Raw genomic sequence first — 21,208 nt, 5'->3', positions numbered from 1 at the left:
CCCCTGCCGCTGTCGCCGCCGCCTGGACCCGTTCGGTCCGCAGGCATTCGACCGCAGGTGTGTTACAGCGCGGCTACGGACAGTTTTCGCCGAGGGCTCGGATCGCTCATGCGGGGCGCGACGGGTGCCGGAGGCTGATCGCGATGCCCACGTGCGGGCGCTTTCCGAGCCTGACGATCGCCGCCGGTACGTCGGTGAGCCAGAACTGCCAGGTGTACTTGCGCGCGAGCAGCCCGCGCGCCTTGCGCAGCCCGTCCGCGCCCAGGAGCCGCGCGGTGCCCTCGGCGGACGGCGCGCCGTCGCTGACGCGTCCGCGCGCGTCGCAGGCGGTCACGACGACCCGTCCGTCGTTGCGGATGCGCTTGACCTTCCAGGAGTCGGCCTTGGTCCAGACGTAGAGCTCGGCCCCGTCGGAGGCGGCCCACACCGGTGTGGCGACCCCCGTGCCGTTCCTGCGGAAGGTGGTGAGGCTGACGTACGGGCTACGGCCGAGCACGGCGAGCGGATCCTGGTCGGAAGTCATGCCCGCGAGCGTACGCCGTGCGCCGCACGCACCTCGAACAGCTCCGGCAGGACCGCCGCCGCCCGGGGCGCGTCAGACGGGCACCACGGCGCAGCGGACGGCGACCTCGTCCATGGAGAGGCCCAGCACGCCCGCCAGCGCCGCCACGGTGAAGAACGCGGGCGTCGGGGCGCGGCCGGTCTCGATCTTGCGCAGGGTCTCGGCGGAGAGGCCGGCGTGGGCGGCGACGTCGACCATGGTGCGGTCGCCGCGCGCCTCGCGGAGCAACCGCCCGAGGCGCTCGCCGCGTTCGCGCTCTGCGGGGGTGAGAGGGGTGCGGACCATGCCGTCATTCTAATACCGCGTCAACCGGTATAGTAATTGGCATGGTGGAGATCAAGACGGATACGTCGGTGAACGCGATGAGGGAAGCGGGGCGGGTGGTCGCCGAAGCACTGACCGCCGTACGGGAGGCGGCGCGCGTCGGCGTCCGCCTGCGGGAACTGGACGAGGTGGCGCGCGCCGTGCTGCGGGAGGCGGGGGCGTCGTCGCCGTTCCTGGGCTATCGACCGAGCTGGGCGCCGACGCCGTTCCCGGCGGTCGTCTGCACCTCCGTCAACGACGCGATCGTGCACGGCGTCCCGACCGACTACCGCCTGGGCGACGGCGACCTCGTCAGCGTCGACTGCGGTGCGACGCTGGACGGCTGGGTCGGCGACGCGGCCGTCACCTTCAGCGTCGGCACGCCCCGCCCCGACGACGTACACCTCGCCGACACCGCGCGCGCGGCGCTGGACGCGGGCATCGCGGCCGCGGTCCCCGGCAACCGGATCGGCGACATCGCCCACGCGATCGGCCGCGTCTGCCGGTCCGCGGGCTACGGCATCCCGCAGGGCTTCGGCGGCCACGGCGTGGGCCGCTCGATGCACGAGGGCCCGGACGTGCCGAACGAGGGGCGGGCGGGGCGGGGCCTCGTACTGCGGCACGGCATGGTGCTGGCCATCGAGCCGATGCTGATCGGCGGCGGCCGGGACGCGTTCTACGCGGACGCGGACGGCTGGACGCTGCGCACCTGTGACGGCTCCCGCGCCGCACACGCCGAACACACGGTGGCGATCACGGATGCGGGGCCGCGTCTTCTGACGGTGGTGTGAAGCGGGGCCGGTCCCTCCCGCCCCGCTCGCGCCACCGCCGCGCCGCGCCCGCCCGTGCTCCTTCCCGGACCGGGGCGGGCGCGCCGGAAACCCGGCGGTGACCGATAGGCCGTCTCCGGGTCAGCGGGTGGCCGGGCGGACCACCATCGCGGAGCCGCCGCCCCGCCGCTCCCGTTCCGCCGCCGCGAGCCACCGCCCGTCCGGGAGCCGTTGCACACCGGTCGCCGCGCCGATCTCCGGGTTCAGCTTGAAGACGTGCCCGAGCGCTTCGAGCTCGTCGCGCAGCGGACGGTCGTTCCACAGCCCCGGTTCGAGCTCCGTCGTGGCCGCGTTCCGCTGACTCGCGCGCGGCGCCGCGATCGCGTCGACCAGCGGCAGTCCCCGGTCCAGGTGCCCCGTGAGGGTCTGCAGCACCGTCGTGATGATCGTCGCGCCGCCCGGCGAACCGAGCGCCAGCAGCGGCCGCCCGTCCTCAAGGACGATCGTCGGCGACATCGAGGAGCGCGGGCGCTTGCCCGGCCCCGGCAGGTTCGGGTCGTGCACCGCCGGGTTGGCGGGGGCGAAGGAGAAGTCCGTCAGCTCGTTGTTGAGGAGGAACCCCCGCCCCGGCACCGTGATGCCACTGCCGCCGGTCGACTCGATGGTGAGGGTGTACGCCACGACGTTGCCCCACTTGTCGGCGGTCGTCAGGTGCGTGGTGTTCTCACCCTCGTACGTCGTCGGCGCGGCCGTCCCCGCCGGGCCGCAGCCGCCCCCACCGCCCGGTTCGCGCGGGTCGCCGGGCGCGAGGGGGCTCACCAGCACCGCGTCGTCCCGTACCAGGCACTCCCGCGCGTCCGCGAACCGCTGCGACAGCAGGCCCTTCACCGGTACGTCCTCGAACGCCGGGTCGCCGACCCACCGCCCCCGGTCCGCGAACGCGATCCGGCTCGCCTCGATGAAGCGGTGCAGGTAGCGCGACCGGGTGGCCGCGTCGGGCGAGAGGTCGGTGCGCTCCAGGATGTTGAGCGCCTCCCCCACCGTCGTGCCGCCCGAGGACGACGGCGCCATGCCGTACACGTCGAGCCCCTGGTACGTGACCCTGGTCGGCGCCTGCTTCAACGTGCGGTACGTGCGCAGGTCCTTCGCCGTCAGATCGCCGGCCCGTACCACCCGCGTCGCCCCGGGGTCGACCGGTGGCCTGCGGACCGTACGGACGATGTCGCGGGCGATGTCGCCCCGGTACAGCTCACCGACGCCCTCCCGGCCCAGCTTCTCGTACGTACGGGCTAGATCCGGGTTCGTGAGCCGGGACCCCACCACCGGCAGCTTCCCGCCCGGAAGGAACAGTTCCGCCGTGGCCGGGAAGTCCCGGAACCGCGCCTCGTTCGCGGCGGTCTGCGACCGGAAGGTCGCGTCGACGGTGAAGCCGTCGCGGGCGAGCTTCTCGGCCGGTGCCAGCAGCGTCCGCAGCGGCTTGGTGCCCCAGGCGTCGAGCACCGCGTCCCAGGTGGCCGGGGTGCCGGGAGTGCCCACGCTCAGGCCGCTCGTCATCGCCTGGTCGAAGGCGAGGGGCTTGCCGTCCTCCAGGAAGAGGGACCGGTCGGCGCTCAGCGGCGCGGTCTCCCGGCCGTCGACCGTGCGTACGGTGCGGGACCTGGCGTCGTAGTGGACGAAGTAACCGCCCCCTCCGATGCCGGCCGAGTACGGCTCGGTGACGCCGAGCGCGGCCGCTGTCGCGACGGCCGCGTCGACCGCGTTGCCGCCGCGCCGGAGCACCTCGATGCCGGCGGCGGACGCGTCGGCGTCGACGCTCGCGACCGCCCCTCCGTACCCGGCGGCGACCGGAGTCTTGACGGGTGGCGGCGGTGAGGCCGCCGGGGCGGGAGCGGCTGGCGGGGTGGTGGCACCGACGGACACCACCACCGCCGCGACGGCCCAGAACGACAGCACTCGTACCGTGGAGCGGCGCATGCGTACCTCCAGTCAACACGTGTCCGCGCAGCGTAACTTCAGCCGGCCGCGTGCGTCAGGATCCCCTCGAACACCGGTGCGCCGTGGCGCTAGCATGCCGCCCCATGACCGACGACGTACGCAACATCGTGCTGGGCGTGATAGCGGCCGGAATCAGCGCCTCACTCGGCTGGCTCGCCCGTACGTACCTGTGGCGGCGCAAGCTGCGCCGCAAGCAGGAGTTTCTGGGCATGCCCACGGACTCCGAGTCGCTGCTCGTGGTGAACCGCGACGCGGGCGGCGAGGGCGTCCACCGGTACGACGTCTTCGCACTCCTCGAACTCGCCGCCGTGGTCAAGGACTGCGGCGCGCACGCGCAGATCCTCTCCCACGACGCGGCGCGCCAGGGCATCGGCGAGCGCACCGAGTTCTGCGTCGGCGGCCCCGCGTCGAACCGGCGGACGGCCGCCCACCTGCAGAGCCTGTTGCCCGGTGTGCGGATCGACACGGACGCCGCGCCGGGCCCCGACCGGGCCGCCTTCCACATAGGCGGCGAGCGCTACCCGCTGGAGCCCGGCGTGGCGGAGTACGTCCTCCTGGCGCGTCTCACGACGCGTCAGGAGGCCAGGCCCGTCTTCCTCTTCTGCGGCCAGCGGGCCATCACCAACCAGGCCGCGACCCGCTACCTGGCCCGCAACCACGAGAAGCTGGCCCGCAAGCACGGCAACGGCTCCTTCTGCCTGCTGCTGAAGGTGATCAACTCGGAGGCGTACGGCCCGGACGTGGTCGAGCTGGTCGCGGACGTGACGCGCGCCGCGCGGGAGCCGGTCCCGGCCGCGCCCCGCCCCTCCCACCGGGCGGCCGGCTAGTCAGCGCGCCGCCGCTCAGGCGCGCAGGAAGTCCTCGACGGTACGGATCAGCTGGAGCGGCGTCTCGTCCATCGCGTAGTGGCCCGCGCCCGGCAGATCCGCGAGGGCGCCGCGCGGGAACCAGCTCAGCCAGGTCCGGCGCATCAGATCGGCGCTCAGCGCGGGGTCGAGGGCACCGGTGACCGCGAGGGCGGGTACGTCGGCTCCCTTGATCTCGGCGTGGAAGTCCTCACCGGCCCAGGAGTCGAACCAGGCGCGGAACGCCCTCGGGTCGCTCCGCTCCACCGACCGGCGCACCATCCGGTCGAGCCAGGCGGCCGGGCGGTTCCCGCCGGTCGTCGAGTCGAGGATGACGCGCCGGTTCGCGGGCCGGTCGGCCGCCTCCGCGAAGAGCTCCCACTGCTCGGGCGGCATCCGCAGCCCGCTCGCGGGCACGGGCGACACGCCGACCAGGCGCCGTACCCGCCGCGGCGCGGCGGCCAGCACGCGCTGGACGACGGAGCCGCCCATGGAGTGCCCGACGAGTGAGAAGGAGTCCCAGCCGAGCCGGTCGGCCAGCTCCAGCACGTCCGCCGCGCCCTCGGCCGTCGTATACCGGCCGGGCTGCCGCCTGGCCTCGCCGTATCCGCGCAGGTCGACCACGGCGTAGCTGAAGGTCCGGGTGTCGAGGTCCGGCAGTACGGCGGCGAAGGCGCCGCGGTCGGCGAGCCAGCCGTGCACGGCGAAGACCCGGTGGGGTCCGTCGCCGAGCAGCGTGTGCGGGAGGACGAAGGAGGAGGCCACGGCGTCTCCGATCGGGAGGTGAGGCTGTGTCGCTGCTCACGTTGACCGAGAGGACAGGCCCCGGCAAGACCGCGTATCCGGCTGTCAGGGGCCATCGGTCCTTCCCTTCTGCGTCATTTGTCACAGCCGATTTGGGCGCATTTTCCGCCATTGAGGCAACCGCTCCCTGTTCAATCGACTCTTCGGGACGACAGACATCGCACCGGAGGTTTTCCAGTTGATCCGCTCGAGCCCCACGCACCCCCACCACCGCACCCGCACCCTGCTGGCAGGCGCCGCGACCCTCGGCGTCGCGCTCACCGCGTGTTCCGCCGGCGGGGCGGACCAGGCCGACGCGGCCGGTCCGTCCGCGAAGGCCCCGGAGATCTCGGTGAACCTCCACGGGAAGCACGCCGACGCCGGCGAACCGGTGCGGGTGAAGATCACCGACGGCAGGCTGAGCAAGGTCACGGTGCGCGACTCCGAGGGCGGCGGGCTCCCCGGGAAGGTGTCCGGGGACGGGAAGTCCTGGACCTCGGGCCGCGAGGCCGCCCCGGGCACGGAGTACTCCGTGCGCGCCGAGGACGACCACGGCGCGAGCGCGCGGGCCGGCTTCACCACGGCGGCCCCCGACAAGGTCAACAAGCTCAGCCTGGTCCCCGGCAACAAGACCACGGTCGGCGTCGCCCAGCCGCTGTCGGTCGTCTTCGACCACCCGGTGAAGAACAGGGCTGCGGTCGAGAGGCGCCTCGACGTGACCACCTCTAACGGCACCGAGGGCTCGTGGGGCTGGATGCGGGACTACTCCGGCAAGGACCGGGTCGACTGGCGCCCCAGGGAGTACTGGAAGCCGGGCACGGAGGTCTCCCTCAAGGCCGACCTGAACGGCGTCGACTCGGGCGCGGCGGGCGGCTGGTTCGTGCGCGACTACGCCACGCACTTCACCGTCGGCGAGCGGCAGGCCGTCAAGGTCGACCTCGACGAGCACCGGCTGCGGCTGACGCGCGACGGGCGGACGGTGAAGGACGTGCCGATGTCGGCCGGGACGCCCGGCGGGGACAAGGCCTCGTGGCGCGGCACGGCCGTCCTGATGGCCAAGGAGGGCACGATCAACATGCGCTCCGAGACCGTGGGTCTCGGTGACGCGTACGACAAGATGGTCGACTCCTCGATGCGGCTCACCTGGTCCGGGATGTACGCGCACGCCGCGCCCTGGAACAAGGCGTACTTCGGCAAGGCCAACAAGAGCTCGGGCTGCGTCGGCATGAGCGACAAGGACGCCGCGTGGATCTACCGCCACGTCCACGTCGGCGACCCGTTCGAGGTGACCGGCGACGACGCCAAGGGGACGATCGCCGCCAACAACGGCTACGGCGAGTGGAATCTCTCCTGGGCCGACTGGCAGACGAAGAGCGCCCTGGGCGGGGACCCCAACTGACACAGCGTCCAATAATTGTTACCCCGACGTAACTTACCGGGGAGTTACCAACGGTAAGCGCTGGAGGTTACCGTCGGGTCACTTTGCACTGACACGAGTGAGGAGTGACCCGTGAGACACCCCCACATGTCCCTGCGCGGCACTACGGCCGGCGCCGCGACCGCCGCCGTACTGCTCGCCGGGACCGCCACAGGCGTGGCTCCCACAGCCCGGGCCGCCGCCCCCGCGCAGCCGCCCGCGACCGCGACCGCGACCGACGCTCTCCCCGGCGTCCGGTTCGTGGATATCACCGGCGACGGCGGAGTCGTACTCAAAGCCAACGTCTTCACGCCGGCCGGCGCCGACGGCAGCCGCACCTACCCGGTGATCGTGCTGCCGACCAGCTGGGCGATGCCGCAGATCGAGTACGTCGCCCAGGCCCGGAAGCTCGCCGACTCCGGTTACGTCGTGGTCAGTTACAACTCCCGCGGCTTCTGGCAGTCCGGCGGCCACATCGAGGTCGCGGGCCCGCCGGACATCGCCGACGCCTCCCGGGTCATCGACTGGGCGCTCGCCAACACCCCGGCCGACCCGGCGAAGGTGGGCATGGCGGGCGTCTCGTACGGCGCGGGGATCAGCCTCCTCGCCGCCGGACACGACAAGCGCATCAAGGCGGTCGTCGCGCTGAGCGGCTGGGCCGACCTCATCGACTCGATCTACAGCGGCCGTACGCAGCACCAGCAGGCCGCCGGTCTGCTCAGCGGCGCCGGCTACCTCACCGGCCGCCCGAGCGCCGAGCTCCAGCAGACCATGAAGGACTTCCTCGGCTCCAACCTGGACAAGGAGCAGGACATGATCGAGTGGGGGCGCAAGCGCTCCCCCGTCACCTACCTCGACCGGATCAACGAGAACGGCTCGGCGGTCATGCTGGGCAATGCCTGGGGCGACACCATCTTCCCGCCCAACCAGTACGCCGGCTTCTACGAGAAGCTCACCGGCCCCAAGCGTCTGGAGCTGCGCCCCGGCGACCACGCCACCTCCGAGGCCACCGGCCTGCTGGGCCTGCCGAACGACGTGTGGACCAACGCCCGGCGCTGGTTCGACCACCACCTGAACGGCGCGGCCAACGGCATCGACGGCGAGCAGCCGGTCCAGCTCAAGTCCCGCTCCACCGGCGCGTACGAGGGCTACCCCGACTGGAAGTCGGTCGGCGCCACCCAGCGGAAGATCGCCATGGGCGGCGCCAAGACCATCCGCGCGAACGTCGACTCGGGGGCCAACGGCGGGACGGTCCTGCTGTCCAACGCCCTCGACCAGTTCCTGAAGCTGCCGCCGATGGCTTCCGTACCGCTGCTGCCGCGCGCCTACGCGTCGGTCTGGCAGTCGGAGCGGTACGCCGAGACGCAGCGGGTGCGCGGTACGGCGAAGATCCACACCACGCTCTCCAGCACCAAGGAGAGCGGCACCCTCGTCGCCTACCTCTACGACGTGGGGCCGCTCGGCCTCGGCAAGCTGGTCAGCAACGCGCCGTACACCTTCCACGACCGGACACCCGGCAAGCCGTTCGCCGTCGACCTGGAGCTGTTCTCCACCGCCTACGACGTTCCGGCAGGCCACCGGCTGGCCCTGGTGATCGACACCGTCGACCCGCTCTACATCGAACACAACCCGACCGGCGCGCAGCTGACCTTCTCGTCACCCGAGTCCGACCCGTCCTACGTGTCGGTCCCACTGCGCGACAAGTGATCACCGGCTGCTGCCGGGCAGGCATGTGCCCTGGTTGTACTCACGCACGCCCGGCAGCAGCGTGTCCGCGTCGGCCGGGCCCACTTCCGCAGCCTCGGTCCTGGGATCGCGCTTCTCCCGTTCGGCCACCCACCGGGCGAACCAGGAGAGCAGCGTGCACATCCCGGTGCCTCGGCGAGATCACCATCACCACGGGGATGAACGGCACATCGTAGTCGAGATCCGACGCGACGACTTTGCCGGCGTGGAGGAACTCCTCGTAGGTGATCGGAAGCCGAGTGACGCGCCCTTCGGAGCGACCACCCACTGGCTGATGACGGTCGGCATCGTCGCGCGTACGCCCTGCGGTACCAGGACGTGCGGCTTCTCGTAGTACTGGTTGACGTCACGCGGCTCGATCAACGGATCGACGGCCATACGCAGCCCTACCCACTCTCAGCTGTGTCGAGGTCAGCGCAAACTATCCAGCGCGGCAAGGGACTTCGAACACGACACGCTCGAATAGGGCATAAGGCGCACTAAAGAGTGCGGGGGAGGCTCAGAGCTCCGAGACCTCGGCGTAGACCTGCGACAGCTCGGGCGCCCCGTTGACCGCCCAGTCCAGACCGAACTCGACCACGTTGATCTCGCGTCCGGAGGCCAGCCGGACCACCGGCTGGCCACTGGGCCACAGCTGCCAGACGGCGCCCGGCACCGTGCGCACGATCACGGTCCCGAGGTAGAGCCCCGCGTCGTTGCCCAGCCAGGGCAGCTCCTCGGGGTCGTCGCGCCAGCGGGGCGTCAGCTGGTCGAGGGCATCCAACGAAGCCGGGGAGTCGTCCAGTTCGAGGCCGGCATCCCCTGCCCTGACGCGCAACAGCTCGCACTCGGCGAGCAGTTCCGCCAGACCTTCCGTGTCGCTGTCTCCGCCGGGCGCGACCACCGCCGTACCGCGCGCCGGGGCACGGCGTTTGAGCCAGGTGTCCAGGAAAGGGATGTTCTTCATATCGCTCAGCCTCGCATTCGACCCGCCATGTTCACCACAGGCGCGCGGAGACCCGCTCCGGCCCGGAACCCTCAGACGTCGAGGTCCACGACGACCGGTGCGTGGTCCGACGCGCCCTTGCCCTTGCGCTCCTCCCGGTCCACGTAGCTGTCCTTGACCGCCGCGGCGAAGGGGGCGTTGCCGTAGACCAGGTCGATGCGCATGCCCTTGTTCTTCGGGAAGCCCAGCAGGCGGTAGTCCCAGTAGGTGTAGGGGCGGTCGTACTTCAGCGGGCGCGGCACCACGTCGGAGAGCCCGGCGTCGCGCAGCGCGGCGAGCGCGGCCCGCTCGGCCGGGGTGACGTGGGTGGAGTCCACGAAGAGCGACGGGTCCCAGACGTCCTCGTCGGTCGGCGCGATGTTGAAGTCGCCGAGAACCGCGAACGGCCGCTCGCCCGCGGCGTCGTCGGCCACGGCCTTGTGGAGCGCCTCCAGCCACCGCAGCTTGTACGCGTAGTGGTCGTGGGCGACCTCGCGGCCGTTCGGCACGTACACCGACCAGACGCGGACCGGGCCGCAGGTCGCGGAGATCGCCCGCGGCTCCTGCACGCCCTCGTAGTCGGGCCCGCCGGGCAGGCCCACGACGACGTCCTCCAGGCCGGCCTTGGAGATCACGGCCACGCCGTTCCAGCGGCCCGTCGCGTTGACCGCGCAGGCGTAGCCGAGCTCGCGCAGCTCCGCGGCCGGGAATGCCTCGGAGGTGGTCTTGGCCTCCTGGAGGCACAGCACGTCGGTGCCGGTGCTCTCCAGCCACGCCAGCAGGCGGGGCAGCCGGGCGGTGATCGAGTTGACGTTCCAGGTGGCGATACGCATGCCGACAGCCTATCGGCGGGGTCCGACAGCCGGCGTCCGGTCAGACCTCGGTGCAGTCCCCCGGCGTCAGCCGCCCGTGGTCGGTGCCGCCCAGGCCGCCGATCTGGCGGTCGTAGATCGGCCGGGCGAGGTCGGTCAGCAGCGCGTCGTGGATGTCGATGGCGCGCCTCGGCCTCACCTCGCGCACGTAGTCGATCACCTCGGAGATCTTCGACCACGGCGCCATCACCGGCAGCATCAGCGTTTCGACGGGCTGGTCGGGGACGGTGAGCGCGTCGCCGGGATGGAACACCGAACCGTCCACGAGGTAGCCCACGTTGGTGATCCGCGGGATGTCCGGGTGGATCACGGCGTGCAGCTCGCCGTGGACCTGCACGTCGAAACCGGCGGCCGAGAAGGCGTCGCCGTGGCCGACGGTGTGCACCCGGCCGGGGAAGGCCGCCGAGAGCTGGTCCGCGACACTGCGCAGCGTCCAGATCTCGGCGCCAGGGCCGGCCTCCAGAGCGGCCCGCAGCCGGTCCTCGGCGAAGTGGTCCGGGTGCTCGTGCGTCACCAGGACGACATCGGCGCCGACCGCCGCGTCCGGTTCGCTGAAGTTGCCGGGATCGATGACGAGCGTCCGCCCGTCCTTCTCCAGCCGGACGCAGGCATGGGACTTCTTGGTCAGCTTCACAGGGCACATCCTCCTCGCCGCCATCCTGCTACGCCTGCGGTGTGGTCTCCTCCTGGATGACCTTCTGGGCCACCTTGAAGGCGGAGTTCGCCGCGGGGACGCCGCAGTACACGGCCGTCTGGATCAGTACTTCCTTGATCTCGGCCGGGGTCAGGCCGTTGCGCAGCGCGGCCCGGGTGTGGAAGGCCAGCTCGTCCAGGTGCCCGCCCGCCACCAGCGCGGTCAGGGTGACGCAGCTGCGCGTACGCCGGTCGAGTCCTTCCCGGGTCCACACCTCGCCCCACGCGTAGCGGGTGATCAGCTCCTGGAAGTCGCCGGTGAAGGCGTCGGCCTCGCCGAGGGCGCGGTCGACGTGGGCGTCGCCCAGGACCTCGCGGCGGACCTTGAGCCCGGCGTCGTACGGGTCGGGGCGGCCGCCCTGCTCCGGTACGGCGACGGGCTGCGCGGCGGCGCCGATCTCCCCCACGGGGGTGAGGGGAGCGGAGATCGCCGGCATCACGGGCGGCGCCTGGATCGCCTGCATGCCGGTGGTCGAGGCGGGGGTGGCCTGCCAGGCGGTGGAGAAGTGGCGTACGAGCAGGTCGGTGACGGCGGCGGGCTGCTCGACCGGGGCCAGGTGCGACGCGCCGGGGACCAGCGCCAGGCGGGCGTCGGGAATGCCGGCGACCAGGGTGCGGGCCTCGGCGGGACCGGTGACCTGGTCCTCCGAGCCGACCAGGACGAGGGTCGGGACGCCGATGCGGCGCAGGTCGACCCGGATGTCGAAGGCGGCCAGCGCCTCGCAGGCGGCGATGTAGCAGCCGGGGTCCGTGGTGCGGACCATCTGGACGGCCCACTCCACGATCGCGGGCTGGGCCGCGGCGAACCCGTGCGTGAACCAGCGGGCGGGCGCGGAGGCCGCCATCGGCTCCAGGCCGTTCGTCCGTACGATCACGCCGCGCTGACGGAACTCGTCGGCGGTGCCGAAGCGGGGGGACGCGGCGACCAGAGCCAGTGAGGCGACCCGCTCCGGGTGGCGCAGTGCCAGTTCGGCGCCGATCGCGCCGCCGATGGAGCAGCCGGCGTACCCGAAACGCTGCACGCCGAGGCTGTCGAGGGTCGCGAGCAGACGCTCGGCGAGCTCGTTGACGGAGCTGGCGGGGTGCGCGGGAGCGCCGCCGTGGCCCGGCAGGTCGAAGCGGAAGACGCGCCACTGGCGGGTCAGGTCCGGTATCTGCCGGTCCCACATGTGCCAGGTGGTGCCCAGCGAGGGGCCGAGGATGAGGACCGGGGCGTCCTCGGGGCCGTCGAACCGGTACTGCAGGGGCTGCAAGGTCTGCGGGGGCTTCTGTTCGGTCTCGTCGCTCACTCGCTCCAGGTTAGCGATCCGGTGGAGCGTGCTCGCCCCAGGGGTCAGGGGGTGGCCGTGGAGACGACGTAGACGAAGGGGTGGGCGGGGTCGGTGTCGTCGACGGTGATGTCGACGGTCGGCTGCGGGTTCTTCTGGTCGACCGTGGTGCCGGACCAGGCGCGGTCGGGGTCGAGGGTCCAGCCGGCGACCTCGGCGTCACGGGCGCTGATCGTGATCCTGCCCTTCTTGAGGGCGGACCGGTCGATGCCCAGGTCGTCGAGGAACCAGTCGAGGTCCGGCGGTATGGTCCGGAACTGAACGTACAGCCTGCTGGTCTTCCAGTTGTTCGTCTCGTAGTACGCGACCTCCGTGCCCGCGTTGGGTACGGGGACGTCGTAGATGCGGCGCGTCATGCGGGACGGGAAACCCTCGGTCAGGCCGGTGGCGGAGGCCACCCTCGCCTTGTCCTTGCCGCTGTCGCGGCTCTGCTCGGCGGAGATCAGCAGGTAGCCCGCCGGGATGCCGATGAGCAGCACGATGATGACCGCCGTCAGCCAGCGGCGGCCGATCATGTGGCGGCGGTTCTCGGGGGGCTTGCCCGCATCGTCCGGTGACGGCGACGGGTGAGGCACGGTCGGGGTCATCACTGCGGTCCCTGGGTGGTGGAGCGGATGGCCTGGGCGTAACGCTCGTAGCGTTCGTAGCGCTCCAGACGGCGGCGGTTCGCGCGGCGGAAGCGGCGCGCGACGAGGCGGGCGAGGTCGGCGGCGCCGACCATACCGGCCTCCGGGCCGAGCTGGGCCTTGGCGATACGGGCCTCGGGGCGGTAGCCGCGGCCGGTGAGGTGGCGCTTGAAGGCGTCCCGGGCCGGGCCGATGAGCAGGTCGTCGGCGGCGCTGACGCCGCCGCCGATGACGAAGCAGGAGGGGTCGAGCGCGGCGGCGAGGTTGGCGATGCCGACGCCGAGCCACTGACCGATGTCCTGGAGCAGCTCGACGCACATCGCGTCGCCCTCGCGGGCCAGCTCGGTGATGAGCGGTCCGGTGATCTCCGGGATGTTGCCGCCGACGCGCTCGATGAGGCCGTACGCGACCGGGGAGTCGGCGGCGGCGAGCTCGCGGGCCTCGCGCACCAGCGCGTTGCCGGAGCTGTACTGCTCCCAGCAGCCGCGATTGCCGCACGGGCAGCGGTGCCCGCCGGGCACGACCTGCATGTGGCCGAACTCGCCGGCTACGCCGTACTTGCCCCGCTTGACCTGGCCGTCCTCCAGGATCGCGCCGCCGATACCGGTGCCGAGCGTGATCATGACGAGGTGGTCCTCGCCGCGTCCGGCGCCGAAGCGCCATTCGGCCCAGGCGGCGGTGTTGGCGTCGTTGTCGACCAGGACGGGGACGGCGAGGCGGGCCGAGACGGCGTCGCGCAGCGGTTCGTTGCGCCAGGCCAGGTGGGGGGCGAAGAGCACGGTGGCGCGGTCGGCGTCGACCCAGCCGGCCGCGCCGATGCCCACCGCGTGGACGTCGTGGCGGTCGGAGAGGTCGAGGACCAGCTCGACGATGGTGTCCTCGACGACCTTGGGGCTCTTGGACTTGTCGGGCGTCTCGGTGCGGATCTTCTCCAGGATGACGCCGTCGGCGTCGACGACGCCGGCCATCACCTTGGTGCCGCCGATGTCGATCCCGACGGTCGGCACCCGGGGCGCGCTGAGGTGCGAGCGCCGCTCACGGGTGCCGACGGTCCGCAGGACGGTGGCGCGGGCGGAGCCGCGGTGCGCGAAGTCTCGGTACGTGCTCATGTCCCCTGCGGGGTCGTGGGGGCGGTGGCGGTCATTGGGCCGATTCTGCCATCCGGCGGGGCGCGGTGCGGTGCGACGGCGGTGCGACGGTGCGGGCGGGCCGCCGCGCGGGCTTGTTCCCCGCCCCGCCCCTTCCCGCGGCGACACTTCGCGGCTCCGCCGCGTGGGGGCTCCGCCCAAGACCCCGCTCCTCGAGCGCCGGAGGGGCTGGAGAGTGCCGAGCAGGAGCGGGGGGAAAGGCCCCGCGCGGCGGCTAGCGCTCCAGTTCGTGGCTGAGCTGGTCGAGTTCGCTGCCGCCCGCCATCTCGCGCGTCAGGTCGTCCAGGGTGATCTCGTCGCGGACGTGGCTGCCGGACATCGCGCCGCGCTTGAGGAGCACGAACCGGTCGCCGACGAGGTACGCGTGGTGCGGGTTGTGCGTGATGAGGACAACACCGAGGCCCGCGTCACGCGCCGCAGCCACGTACTTCAGTACGACGCCGGACTGCTTCACGCCGAGGGCGGCGGTCGGCTCGTCCAGGACCAGGACCTTCGCGCCGAAGTGGACGGCGCGGGCGATGGCCACGCACTGGCGCTCGCCGCCCGAGAGGGTGCCGATGGGCTGGTCGACGTCGCGCAGGTCGATGCCCATGCGCAGCAGCTCGGAGCGGGTGGTGCGGCGCATGAGGTCGACGTCGAGGCGCTTGAAGGGGCCCGCGCCCTTCGTCGGCTCGGACCCGAGGAAGAAGTTCCGCCAGACCGGCATCAGCGGTACGACGGCGAGGTCCTGGTAGACGGTCGCGATGCCCCGGTCCAGGGCGTCGCGCGGGTTCGCGAGCCGGGTCTCCTCGCCCTCGATCGAGAACGTGCCCGCGTCGTGCTGGTGCAGACCCGCGATGATCTTGATGAGGGTGGACTTGCCGGCCCCGTTGTCGCCGAGGACGCAGCTGATCTCGCCCGCGTGGACTTCCAGGGACACGCCTTCCAGCGCCTTGATGTTGCCGTAGAACTTGCTGACGTCGCGCAGCTCGACCAGCGGGGTCGTGGACTGATCGGTCACCGGGTCGCCTCCGCGCGCTTGCGTACCCATGCGTTGAGCAGGGTGGCCAGAAGGAGCATCGCTCCGAGGAAGAACTTGAACCAGTCGGGGTCCCACTCCGCGTACACGATGCCCTTGCTGGTCATGCCGAAGATGAAGGCGCCGACGGCGGAGCCGATCGCCGAGCCGTACCCGCCGGTGATCAGGCAGCCGCCGATGACGGCCGCGATGATGTAGATCAGCTCGTTGCCGACGCCCTCGCCGGACTGCACGACGTCGAACGAGAAGAGCAGGTGCTGGCCGGAGATCCAGGCGCCGAGGGACACGCCCATGTAGAGACCGACGCGCGTCTTGTTGACCGGGACACCGACCGCGCGCGCCGCCTCCGTCCCGCCGCCCACCGCGAAGATCCAGTTGCCGGCGCGGGTGCGCAGCAGGATCCACGTCGCGAGGGCCACAAGGCCGAGCCACCACAGGACGGTGACCTTGAGGTTCACACCGCCGAGGGTGACCTGGGAGGCGAAGAGCGCCTTGGCGGAGCTGAAGCCCTCCATGTCGGCGATGGTCTTCGTCGACACCGTGCCGCTGATCATCTTGGTGAGGCCGAGGTTCAGGCCGGTCAGCATGAGGAAAGTGCCGAGGGTGATGATGAAGCTCGGCAGTTTCGTGCGGGTCAGCATGACGCCGTTGAACACGCCGACGGCCAGCGTCACCAGGAGCGAGACGAGGACGCCGACCCAGATGTTGGCGGTCATCTGGTAGCTGAACATCGAGGAGACCAGCGCGGAGCTGGTCACCAGGACACCGGCGGACAGGTCGAACTCGCCGCCGATCATCAGCAGCGCCACGGGCACGGCCATGATGCCGATGACGGAGGCGGCGTACAGCACCGTGCCGAAGCTGGACGCCCGCAGGAAGCTGTCCGCCACGATCGCGAAGAAGAGGAAGACGGCGGCGGCGCCGACCACCGAGCCGAGCTCGGGACGGCCGAGCAGCTTGCGCAGCAGCGACGTCTTCAGCAGCCGCTCGTCGGCGGGCGCCCTGCCGCCGGGGGCCGGCGCCTCGGCCGGTGCGGTCGCGGTCATCGGGTCCCCCGCTTCGTGTAGGCCTCCAGCTCGGCGGCGTCCTTCTTGGTGATGATCTCGGGTCCGGTGAGGACCGGCCGGCCGCCGCCGAGCACGTCGGCGTTGTACTTGTAGAGCCACAGCAGGTCGACGGCCTGGTAACCCTGGAGGTAGGGCTGCTGGTCGACGGCGAAGCCGAGGGTGTCCGCCTGGAGCGCGGTCGCGACCTGGGCGTTGAGGTCGAAGGTGTCGATCTCCGCCTCGCTGCCGGCCTGCTCCTTCGCCTTGACGGCCGCGTCCGCGAAGGGCGCGCCGAGGGTGACGACGGCGTCGATGTCCTTGCGGGACTGGAGCTTCGCCTCGATGGACGCCTGTACGTCGGGCATGTTCGTGCCGTCGACGTAGAGGTTCTGCATCTCGCCGTCGAAGGTCTCCTTCGCCCCGGCGCAGCGCTGTTCGTGGCCGACGTTGCCCTGCTCGTGCAGGACGCACAGGGCCTTCTTCCTCCCCCGCTTGCCGAGCTCCTCGCCGACGGCCTCGCCGGCGATCGTCTCGTCCTGCCCGATGTGGGTGAGCGCCCCGAACTTCTCCGACTCGGCGGAGCCTGAGTTGACGGTGATCACCGGGATGCCTGCCTTGGTGGCCTTGGCGACGGCGGCCTTCATGGCGTCGGGCTTGGCGAGGGTGACGATGAGCCCGTCGACCTTCTTGTCGATGTACGAGTCGACCAGCTGGGCCTGCTGCTGGCCCTCGTCGCTGTGCGCGTACAGGAACTTGATGTTGTCCTTGGCGGCCGCCTGCTTCGCGCCGCTCTGCACGATGTCCCAGAAGGTGTCGCCGTCGCCCGAGTGGGTGACCATGCCGATGGTCCAGCGGGGTGTGCTCACCGCGGCCCTGCCCTGCGCCGCCGCCTGCTCGGCCCGCTCCTCGGCGCGCTTTCCGCCCGTGCTGCTGCACCCCGCGAGGGACGCCCCGAGCACCGCCGCCAGCACCGCGCCCAGCGCGCGTACCCCTGTCCGAACCCTTGCCACGACGCCGTGCCCTTCTCGTACTCCTCGGTGCGGCCGGGGATCACGCAGACCGTCCCCGGCCGACCAAGTATCGGTTACGGCTGTTCGCACCGTATTCACCGGGTTCCGCGGGCCGTGTACTTCTCCAGGGCCGGCACGTCCTTCTCCGTGACCAGCGCCGGGCCGGTCAGCACGGGCTTGGTGCCGCCCAGGACGTTCCCGTTGGTCTTGTAGAGCCACAGTCCGTCGACGGCGAGGTAGCCCTGGAGGTACGGCTGCTGGTCGACGGCGAAGCCGATCTCCTTGGCCTTGAGCCGCCGCACCACCTCGGCGTTGAGGTCGAACGTGTTCACCTCCGCCGTGCTGCCCGCGCCCGACTTCGCCTTGACACTGGCGGCCGCGAAGGGCGCGCCGAGGGTGACGACGGTGTCGATGTCCTTGCCCGACTGGAGCTTCGCCTCGATGGAGGACGTCGACCCCGGCATGTCGGTGCCCTGGACGTTGAGGTTATCGACGGTCCCCTCGAACGTCTTCTTCACGCCGGCGCAGCGCGCTTCGAGCGAGACGTTGCCCTGCTCGTGGATGACGCAGAGCGCCTTCTTCCTGCCGCGCTTGTTGAGCTCCTCGCCGACGGCCTCGCCCGCGACGGACTCCTCCTGGCCGATGTGGCTGAGCGCGCCCGTCGCCCTGGAGTGTTCGCCGCCCGAGTTGATGGTGACGACGGGAATGCCGGCCGCGACGGCCTTCTCTACGGACGCCTTGACCGCTTCGGGCTTGGCGAGGGTCACCACGATGCCGTCGACCTTCTTGGCGACGTACGAGTCGATGAGCTGCGCCTGCTCCTTGCCCTCCTTGTCGGCGGCGTACAGGAACTCGACGTTGTCTTTGGCCGCGGCCTGCTTCGCCCCGCTCTGGACGATGTCCCAGAAGGTGTCGCCCTCTCCGGAGTGCGTCACCATGGCGATCTTCAGGCGGGGGGTGGACACGGCCTTCCCGCCTCCGCCGCTGTCGCCGTTCTTCTCCTCGGACTTCTTTCCGCCCTCGGAGCTGCACCCGGCCGCGAGGGCGAGCGCGCAAGCGGCGAGGAGTGCTGCTGCCTTGCGGTGGGTACGCATCGTGGGTTCCGCCTTGTCTCCCGGCCGCCCCGTTGCGGCTGGAGGAGTTCTAGCGGCGTACGCGACGCCCCGTCAATACTTTGTCCGAACATTCTTACGCGGGGTGGCGCCCCGCCGGTCGTCTCAGGGCCTGACGAGCAGCTGGAACTCGAAGGCGTACCGCGAGGCCCGGTAGATGTGCGAACCGAACTCGACCGCCCGCCCGGTGTCGTCGAACGTCGTCCGTTGCATCGTCAGCAGCGGCGCCCCCTCCGCCTCCGCCAGCTGCCGCGCCTCGTCGGTCCCGGCCGCGCGCGCCCCGACGGACTGGCGCGCGCTGTGCAGCGTGATCCCGGCGGCGCGCATCATCCGGTACAGCCCGGTGGCTTCGAGGTGCTCGGTGTCCAGCGGCAGCAGGCCGGTGGGCAGGTGGTTGCACAGGACGGCCATCGGCTCGTTGTGCGCGAGGCGCAGCCGCTCCACCAGGTGTACGTCGCTGCCCTCCGCCACGCCGAGCGCCGCCGCGACCTCGGCGGTCGCCGGTTCGAGTGTGTTGCGCAGAACGGAGGTGGCGGGGAGCTGGCCCGCGGCTTCGAGGTCGTCGTACAGGCTGCTCAGCTCCAGCGGGCGCTTGACCTGGCTGTGCACCACCTGGGTTCCGACGCCGCGGCGGCGGACCAGCAGGCCCTTGTCGACGAGCGACTGGATGGCCTGGCGGACGGTGGGGCGGGACAGGCCGAGGCGGCCGGCCAGTTCGATCTCGTTGCCGAGGAGGCTTCCCGGGGAGAGCCGGCCCTTCTCGATCGCCGCCTCCAGCTGCTGGGACAGCTGGAAGTACAGCGGGACCGGGCTGTTGCGGTCCACGCCGAGCTGCAGCGCGAGGGTGGGGTCAGCGGCGGGTTTCGACACGCTCCTGAGCGTAACCGCAGGTAATGACTACTGGAAGTCCTGTAGTCAGGTTGTCAGGACATACCCTTGACAGGGCCGTGTACGTAGCGACACTTTGGGGCATGCGCATCGGACTCATCGGCACGGGACGTATCGGTTCTTTCCACGCTGACGTGCTCAGCCGCCATCGCGAGGTGGGTGCCCTGCTCGTCGCGGACACCGATGCCGCGCGGGCCGCGTCGGTCGCCGACCGGATCGGGGCCACCGCCGCGCCCTCGGTCGACGAGATCTTCGCCTGGGGCGTCGACGCCGTCGTCATCGCCTCCGCCACCTCGGCGCACGCCGAGCTGATCGGCCGGGCGGCCCGGGCGGGGCTGCCGACCTTCTGCGAGAAGCCGATCGCCCTGGACCTGGCGGGGACGCTCGGCGCGCTGCGGGACGTCGCCGCGGCGGGCACCGCGCTCCAGCTCGGCTTCATGCGCCGCTTCGACGCCGGGTACATCACGGCCCGCGAGCTCGTACGGTCCGGAAGCCTCGGCCGGCTGCACACCGTCCGGGCGATGACCTCCGACCCCGCGCCGCCGCCCGCCGCGTACCTGCCGCTGTCCGGCGGACTGTTCCGGGACTGCCTGGTCCACGACTTCGACATCCTGCGCTGGGTCACCGGGCGCGAGGTCGTCGAGGTGTACGCCGCCGGGTCCGACGCGGGACCCGCGATGTTCCGCGAGGCGGGCGACGTGGACACCGCCGCCGCGCTGCTGACCCTCGACGACGGCACGCTCGCCACAGCGACCGCCACGCGCTGCAACGGCGCCGGTTACGACGTACGGATGGAACTGGCCGGCGAGCTCGACCAGGTCTCCGTGGGCCTCGACGACCGTACGCCGATCACCTCGACCGAGCCGAAGGGGCCGCCGGCCTGCGACCGGCCGTGGCCCGGCTTCCTGGAGCGGTTCGCCCCGGCGTACGAGGCGGAGCTGGACGCGTTCGTCCGGGTCGCGCTGGGCGAGCGGGAGAACCCCTGCGACGGCGGGGAGGCGCTGCACGCGCTGCGGATCGCCGAGGCGTGCGAGCTGTCCCGCCGGGAACGGCGGCCGGTGCGGGTGGAGGAGATCCCCGCGTCATGACGCTCACGGCGGAGGACGGCGTGACGCTCTGGACGGAGAGAACCGGCGAGGGCGCTCCGGTGATCCTGTGCCACGGCGGCCCGGGGCTGTGGGACACGCTCGACGACGTGGCCCGGCTGCTCGCGGACCGGGGGGCCGCCGTCCACCGCTGGGACCAGCGCGGCTGCGGGCGCTCCGAGCGGCGTGGCCCCTACTCCGTGGCACGGTCGGTGGCCGACCTCGACGCCGTGCGCCGGCACTTCGGCCTCGACGCGGTGACGCTGCTCGGACATTCCTGGGGCGCCCGGCTCGCCCTGCACTACACGCTCGCGCACCCGGAGCGGGTGACGCGGCTGGTGTACGTGTCGGGCACCGGCATCGGGCCCGACTCCGGCTGGCACCCCGAGTTCGTGGGGAACCTGCGCGCGGCGATCGGCGAGCGGCTGCCCCGCTGGGAGGAGCTCAGGTCCCTGGAGCGGCGTACGGAGGCCGAGGAGCGCGAGATGTGCGTGCTCCAGTGGTCGGCCGACTTCGCGGGGCCCGACCGGGAGCGGGCGCTGCGACGGGCCGAACGGATGGCCACGCCCTGGTTCGGCGTGAACCGCGTGTGCAACGCGGAGATCAACGCCGAGACCGCGACGATGAGCGAGCACCAGCTGCACGCCGCCTGCGGGGGCCTGCGGATGCCGGTGGTCATCGTGGACGGCGAGCAGGACATCCGGCCGCGCGACGCCGTGGACTCGCTGGAGCAGTCCCTGCCGGTCGTCACGCGAGTGACGCTCACGGGGGCCGGACACATGCCGTGGGTGGAGTCCCCGGAGGCGTTCGCGGCGGCGGCCGCACCGCGCTGAGCCCCCGCCGGGCCGTCCGAAACGACAGGCGGTACCGGGCCACGGGCGGGCCCCGCTGATCACCGTGTCCGTGGTCACGACCGCCGCCTGCCCGGACATGTAAAGAACACTTGACTTCGTGTTCAGACTCCTTGACACTCCAGATGTCAGGTTTTCTTTACATG

Annotated in this window: 21 protein-coding genes and 1 pseudogene; 6 read left to right on the top strand and 16 right to left on the bottom strand. The window is 71.7% G+C overall.

Annotated elements, in window-relative coordinates; genetic code table 11:
- Positions 1–106 precede the first annotated feature (106 nt).
- Positions 107–523, bottom strand: coding sequence for a PPOX class F420-dependent oxidoreductase (locus tag IE185_RS12060; protein WP_138899385.1), 417 nt, complete (start codon positions 521–523; stop codon positions 107–109).
- A 72-nt stretch (positions 524–595) separates the two neighbouring features.
- Positions 596–847 (bottom strand): helix-turn-helix domain-containing protein, encoded by a 252-nt coding sequence (locus IE185_RS12055; protein ID WP_138899384.1) that lies wholly within the window; start codon positions 845–847, stop codon positions 596–598.
- 41 nt (positions 848–888) lie between these two features.
- On the opposite strand from IE185_RS12055, the gene map reads away from it, so the two are divergent.
- The gene (map, locus tag IE185_RS12050; protein ID WP_138907256.1) at positions 889–1,656 is read left to right on the top strand and encodes a type I methionyl aminopeptidase; all 768 of its coding nucleotides are present in this window, start codon (positions 889–891) and stop codon (positions 1,654–1,656) included.
- Positions 1,657–1,776: 120 nt separating this feature from the next.
- Here map and ggt read toward each other — a convergent pair whose 3' ends face one another.
- Positions 1,777–3,609 carry a gamma-glutamyltransferase gene (gene ggt / locus IE185_RS12045; RefSeq protein ID WP_138896450.1) on the bottom strand — a complete coding sequence of 611 codons (1,833 nt, stop codon included), beginning with the start codon at positions 3,607–3,609 and terminating at the stop codon, positions 1,777–1,779.
- Positions 3,610–3,713: 104 nt separating this feature from the next.
- Between ggt and IE185_RS12040 the strand changes: the two genes are divergently transcribed.
- Positions 3,714–4,457 carry a hypothetical protein gene (locus IE185_RS12040; protein ID WP_138896451.1) on the top strand — a complete coding sequence of 248 codons (744 nt, stop codon included), beginning with the start codon at positions 3,714–3,716 and terminating at the stop codon, positions 4,455–4,457.
- Positions 4,458–4,472: 15 nt separating this feature from the next.
- Here the strand turns inward: IE185_RS12040 and IE185_RS12035 are convergent, their stop codons facing one another.
- Positions 4,473–5,240: an alpha/beta fold hydrolase gene (locus IE185_RS12035; protein ID WP_138896452.1), complete on the bottom strand. Its 768-nt coding sequence runs from the start codon at positions 5,238–5,240 to the stop codon at positions 4,473–4,475.
- 217 nt (positions 5,241–5,457) lie between these two features.
- Here IE185_RS12035 and IE185_RS12030 point away from each other — a divergent pair, with 217 nt between their 5' ends.
- Both IE185_RS12030 and IE185_RS12025 read left to right on the top strand, forming a co-directional pair.
- Positions 5,458–6,657, top strand: coding sequence for a L,D-transpeptidase (locus IE185_RS12030; protein ID WP_138896453.1), 1,200 nt, complete (start codon positions 5,458–5,460; stop codon positions 6,655–6,657).
- A 126-nt stretch (positions 6,658–6,783) separates the two neighbouring features.
- Positions 6,784–8,382, top strand: a complete 1,599-nt coding sequence (locus IE185_RS12025) for a CocE/NonD family hydrolase (protein ID WP_189715139.1) — start codon at positions 6,784–6,786, stop codon at positions 8,380–8,382.
- On the opposite strand, the pseudogene IE185_RS12020 reads toward IE185_RS12025, so the two are convergent.
- From IE185_RS12020 to IE185_RS11965, 12 genes and pseudogenes are all read right to left on the bottom strand, one after another.
- A pseudogene (locus IE185_RS12020) lies at positions 8,383–8,742 on the bottom strand (hypothetical protein); the annotation flags it as partial.
- A gap of 178 nt (positions 8,743–8,920) precedes the next feature.
- Entirely contained in the window at positions 8,921–9,367 is a 447-nt protein-coding gene (locus IE185_RS12015) for a DUF6278 family protein (protein ID WP_138896455.1), read from the bottom strand.
- A gap of 71 nt (positions 9,368–9,438) precedes the next feature.
- Positions 9,439–10,218 (bottom strand): exodeoxyribonuclease III, encoded by a 780-nt coding sequence (locus tag IE185_RS12010; protein WP_138896456.1) that lies wholly within the window; start codon positions 10,216–10,218, stop codon positions 9,439–9,441.
- Positions 10,219–10,258: 40 nt separating this feature from the next.
- Positions 10,259–10,900, bottom strand: a complete 642-nt coding sequence (locus IE185_RS12005) for an MBL fold metallo-hydrolase (protein WP_189715130.1) — start codon at positions 10,898–10,900, stop codon at positions 10,259–10,261.
- A gap of 19 nt (positions 10,901–10,919) precedes the next feature.
- On the bottom strand, positions 10,920–12,239 hold the full coding sequence (gene pcaDC, locus IE185_RS12000) for a bifunctional 3-oxoadipate enol-lactonase/4-carboxymuconolactone decarboxylase PcaDC (RefSeq protein WP_229843451.1): 1,320 nt from the start codon (positions 12,237–12,239) through the stop codon (positions 10,920–10,922).
- A 44-nt stretch (positions 12,240–12,283) separates the two neighbouring features.
- Positions 12,284–12,865, bottom strand: coding sequence for a hypothetical protein (locus IE185_RS11995; RefSeq protein ID WP_138907252.1), 582 nt, complete (start codon positions 12,863–12,865; stop codon positions 12,284–12,286).
- The gene (locus tag IE185_RS11990) at positions 12,865–14,013 is read right to left on the bottom strand and encodes an ROK family glucokinase (RefSeq protein WP_138895945.1); all 1,149 of its coding nucleotides are present in this window, start codon (positions 14,011–14,013) and stop codon (positions 12,865–12,867) included. Before IE185_RS11990 ends, IE185_RS11995 begins: the two co-directional genes overlap by 1 nt.
- 253 nt (positions 14,014–14,266) lie before the next feature.
- Complete coding sequence (locus tag IE185_RS11985; RefSeq protein ID WP_138895944.1) at positions 14,267–15,082, bottom strand: ATP-binding cassette domain-containing protein; 816 nt, start codon at positions 15,080–15,082, stop codon at positions 14,267–14,269.
- Positions 15,049–16,116 carry an ABC transporter permease gene (locus tag IE185_RS11980; RefSeq protein ID WP_138895943.1) on the bottom strand — a complete coding sequence of 356 codons (1,068 nt, stop codon included), beginning with the start codon at positions 16,114–16,116 and terminating at the stop codon, positions 15,049–15,051. Before IE185_RS11980 ends, IE185_RS11985 begins: the two co-directional genes overlap by 34 nt.
- Entirely contained in the window at positions 16,113–17,126 is a 1,014-nt protein-coding gene (locus tag IE185_RS11975) for a sugar ABC transporter substrate-binding protein (RefSeq protein WP_138895942.1), read from the bottom strand. The genes IE185_RS11980 and IE185_RS11975 overlap by 4 nt, the downstream gene beginning before the upstream one ends.
- A 95-nt stretch (positions 17,127–17,221) precedes the next feature.
- Positions 17,222–18,220 carry a sugar ABC transporter substrate-binding protein gene (locus IE185_RS11970; protein WP_138895941.1) on the bottom strand — a complete coding sequence of 333 codons (999 nt, stop codon included), beginning with the start codon at positions 18,218–18,220 and terminating at the stop codon, positions 17,222–17,224.
- 123 nt (positions 18,221–18,343) lie between these two features.
- Positions 18,344–19,063, bottom strand: coding sequence for a GntR family transcriptional regulator (locus IE185_RS11965; protein ID WP_138895947.1), 720 nt, complete (start codon positions 19,061–19,063; stop codon positions 18,344–18,346).
- A 146-nt stretch (positions 19,064–19,209) separates the two neighbouring features.
- On the opposite strand from IE185_RS11965, the gene IE185_RS11960 reads away from it, so the two are divergent.
- Together IE185_RS11960 and IE185_RS11955 are read left to right on the top strand one after the other, a co-directional pair.
- Positions 19,210–20,214: a Gfo/Idh/MocA family protein gene (locus IE185_RS11960; RefSeq protein ID WP_138895940.1), complete on the top strand. Its 1,005-nt coding sequence runs from the start codon at positions 19,210–19,212 to the stop codon at positions 20,212–20,214.
- Positions 20,211–21,044 carry an alpha/beta fold hydrolase gene (locus IE185_RS11955; RefSeq protein WP_138895939.1) on the top strand — a complete coding sequence of 278 codons (834 nt, stop codon included), beginning with the start codon at positions 20,211–20,213 and terminating at the stop codon, positions 21,042–21,044. Before IE185_RS11960 ends, IE185_RS11955 begins: the two co-directional genes overlap by 4 nt.
- The last annotated feature ends 164 nt before the right edge of the window (positions 21,045–21,208 follow it).

The sequence above is a fragment of the Streptomyces chryseus genome, from assembly GCF_014650755.1.
Classification (GTDB): Bacteria; Actinomycetota; Actinomycetes; order Streptomycetales; family Streptomycetaceae; genus Streptomyces; species Streptomyces chryseus.
The sequence above is the reverse complement of the archived record's forward strand: the minus strand, read 5'-3'. Positions and strand labels throughout refer to the sequence as shown.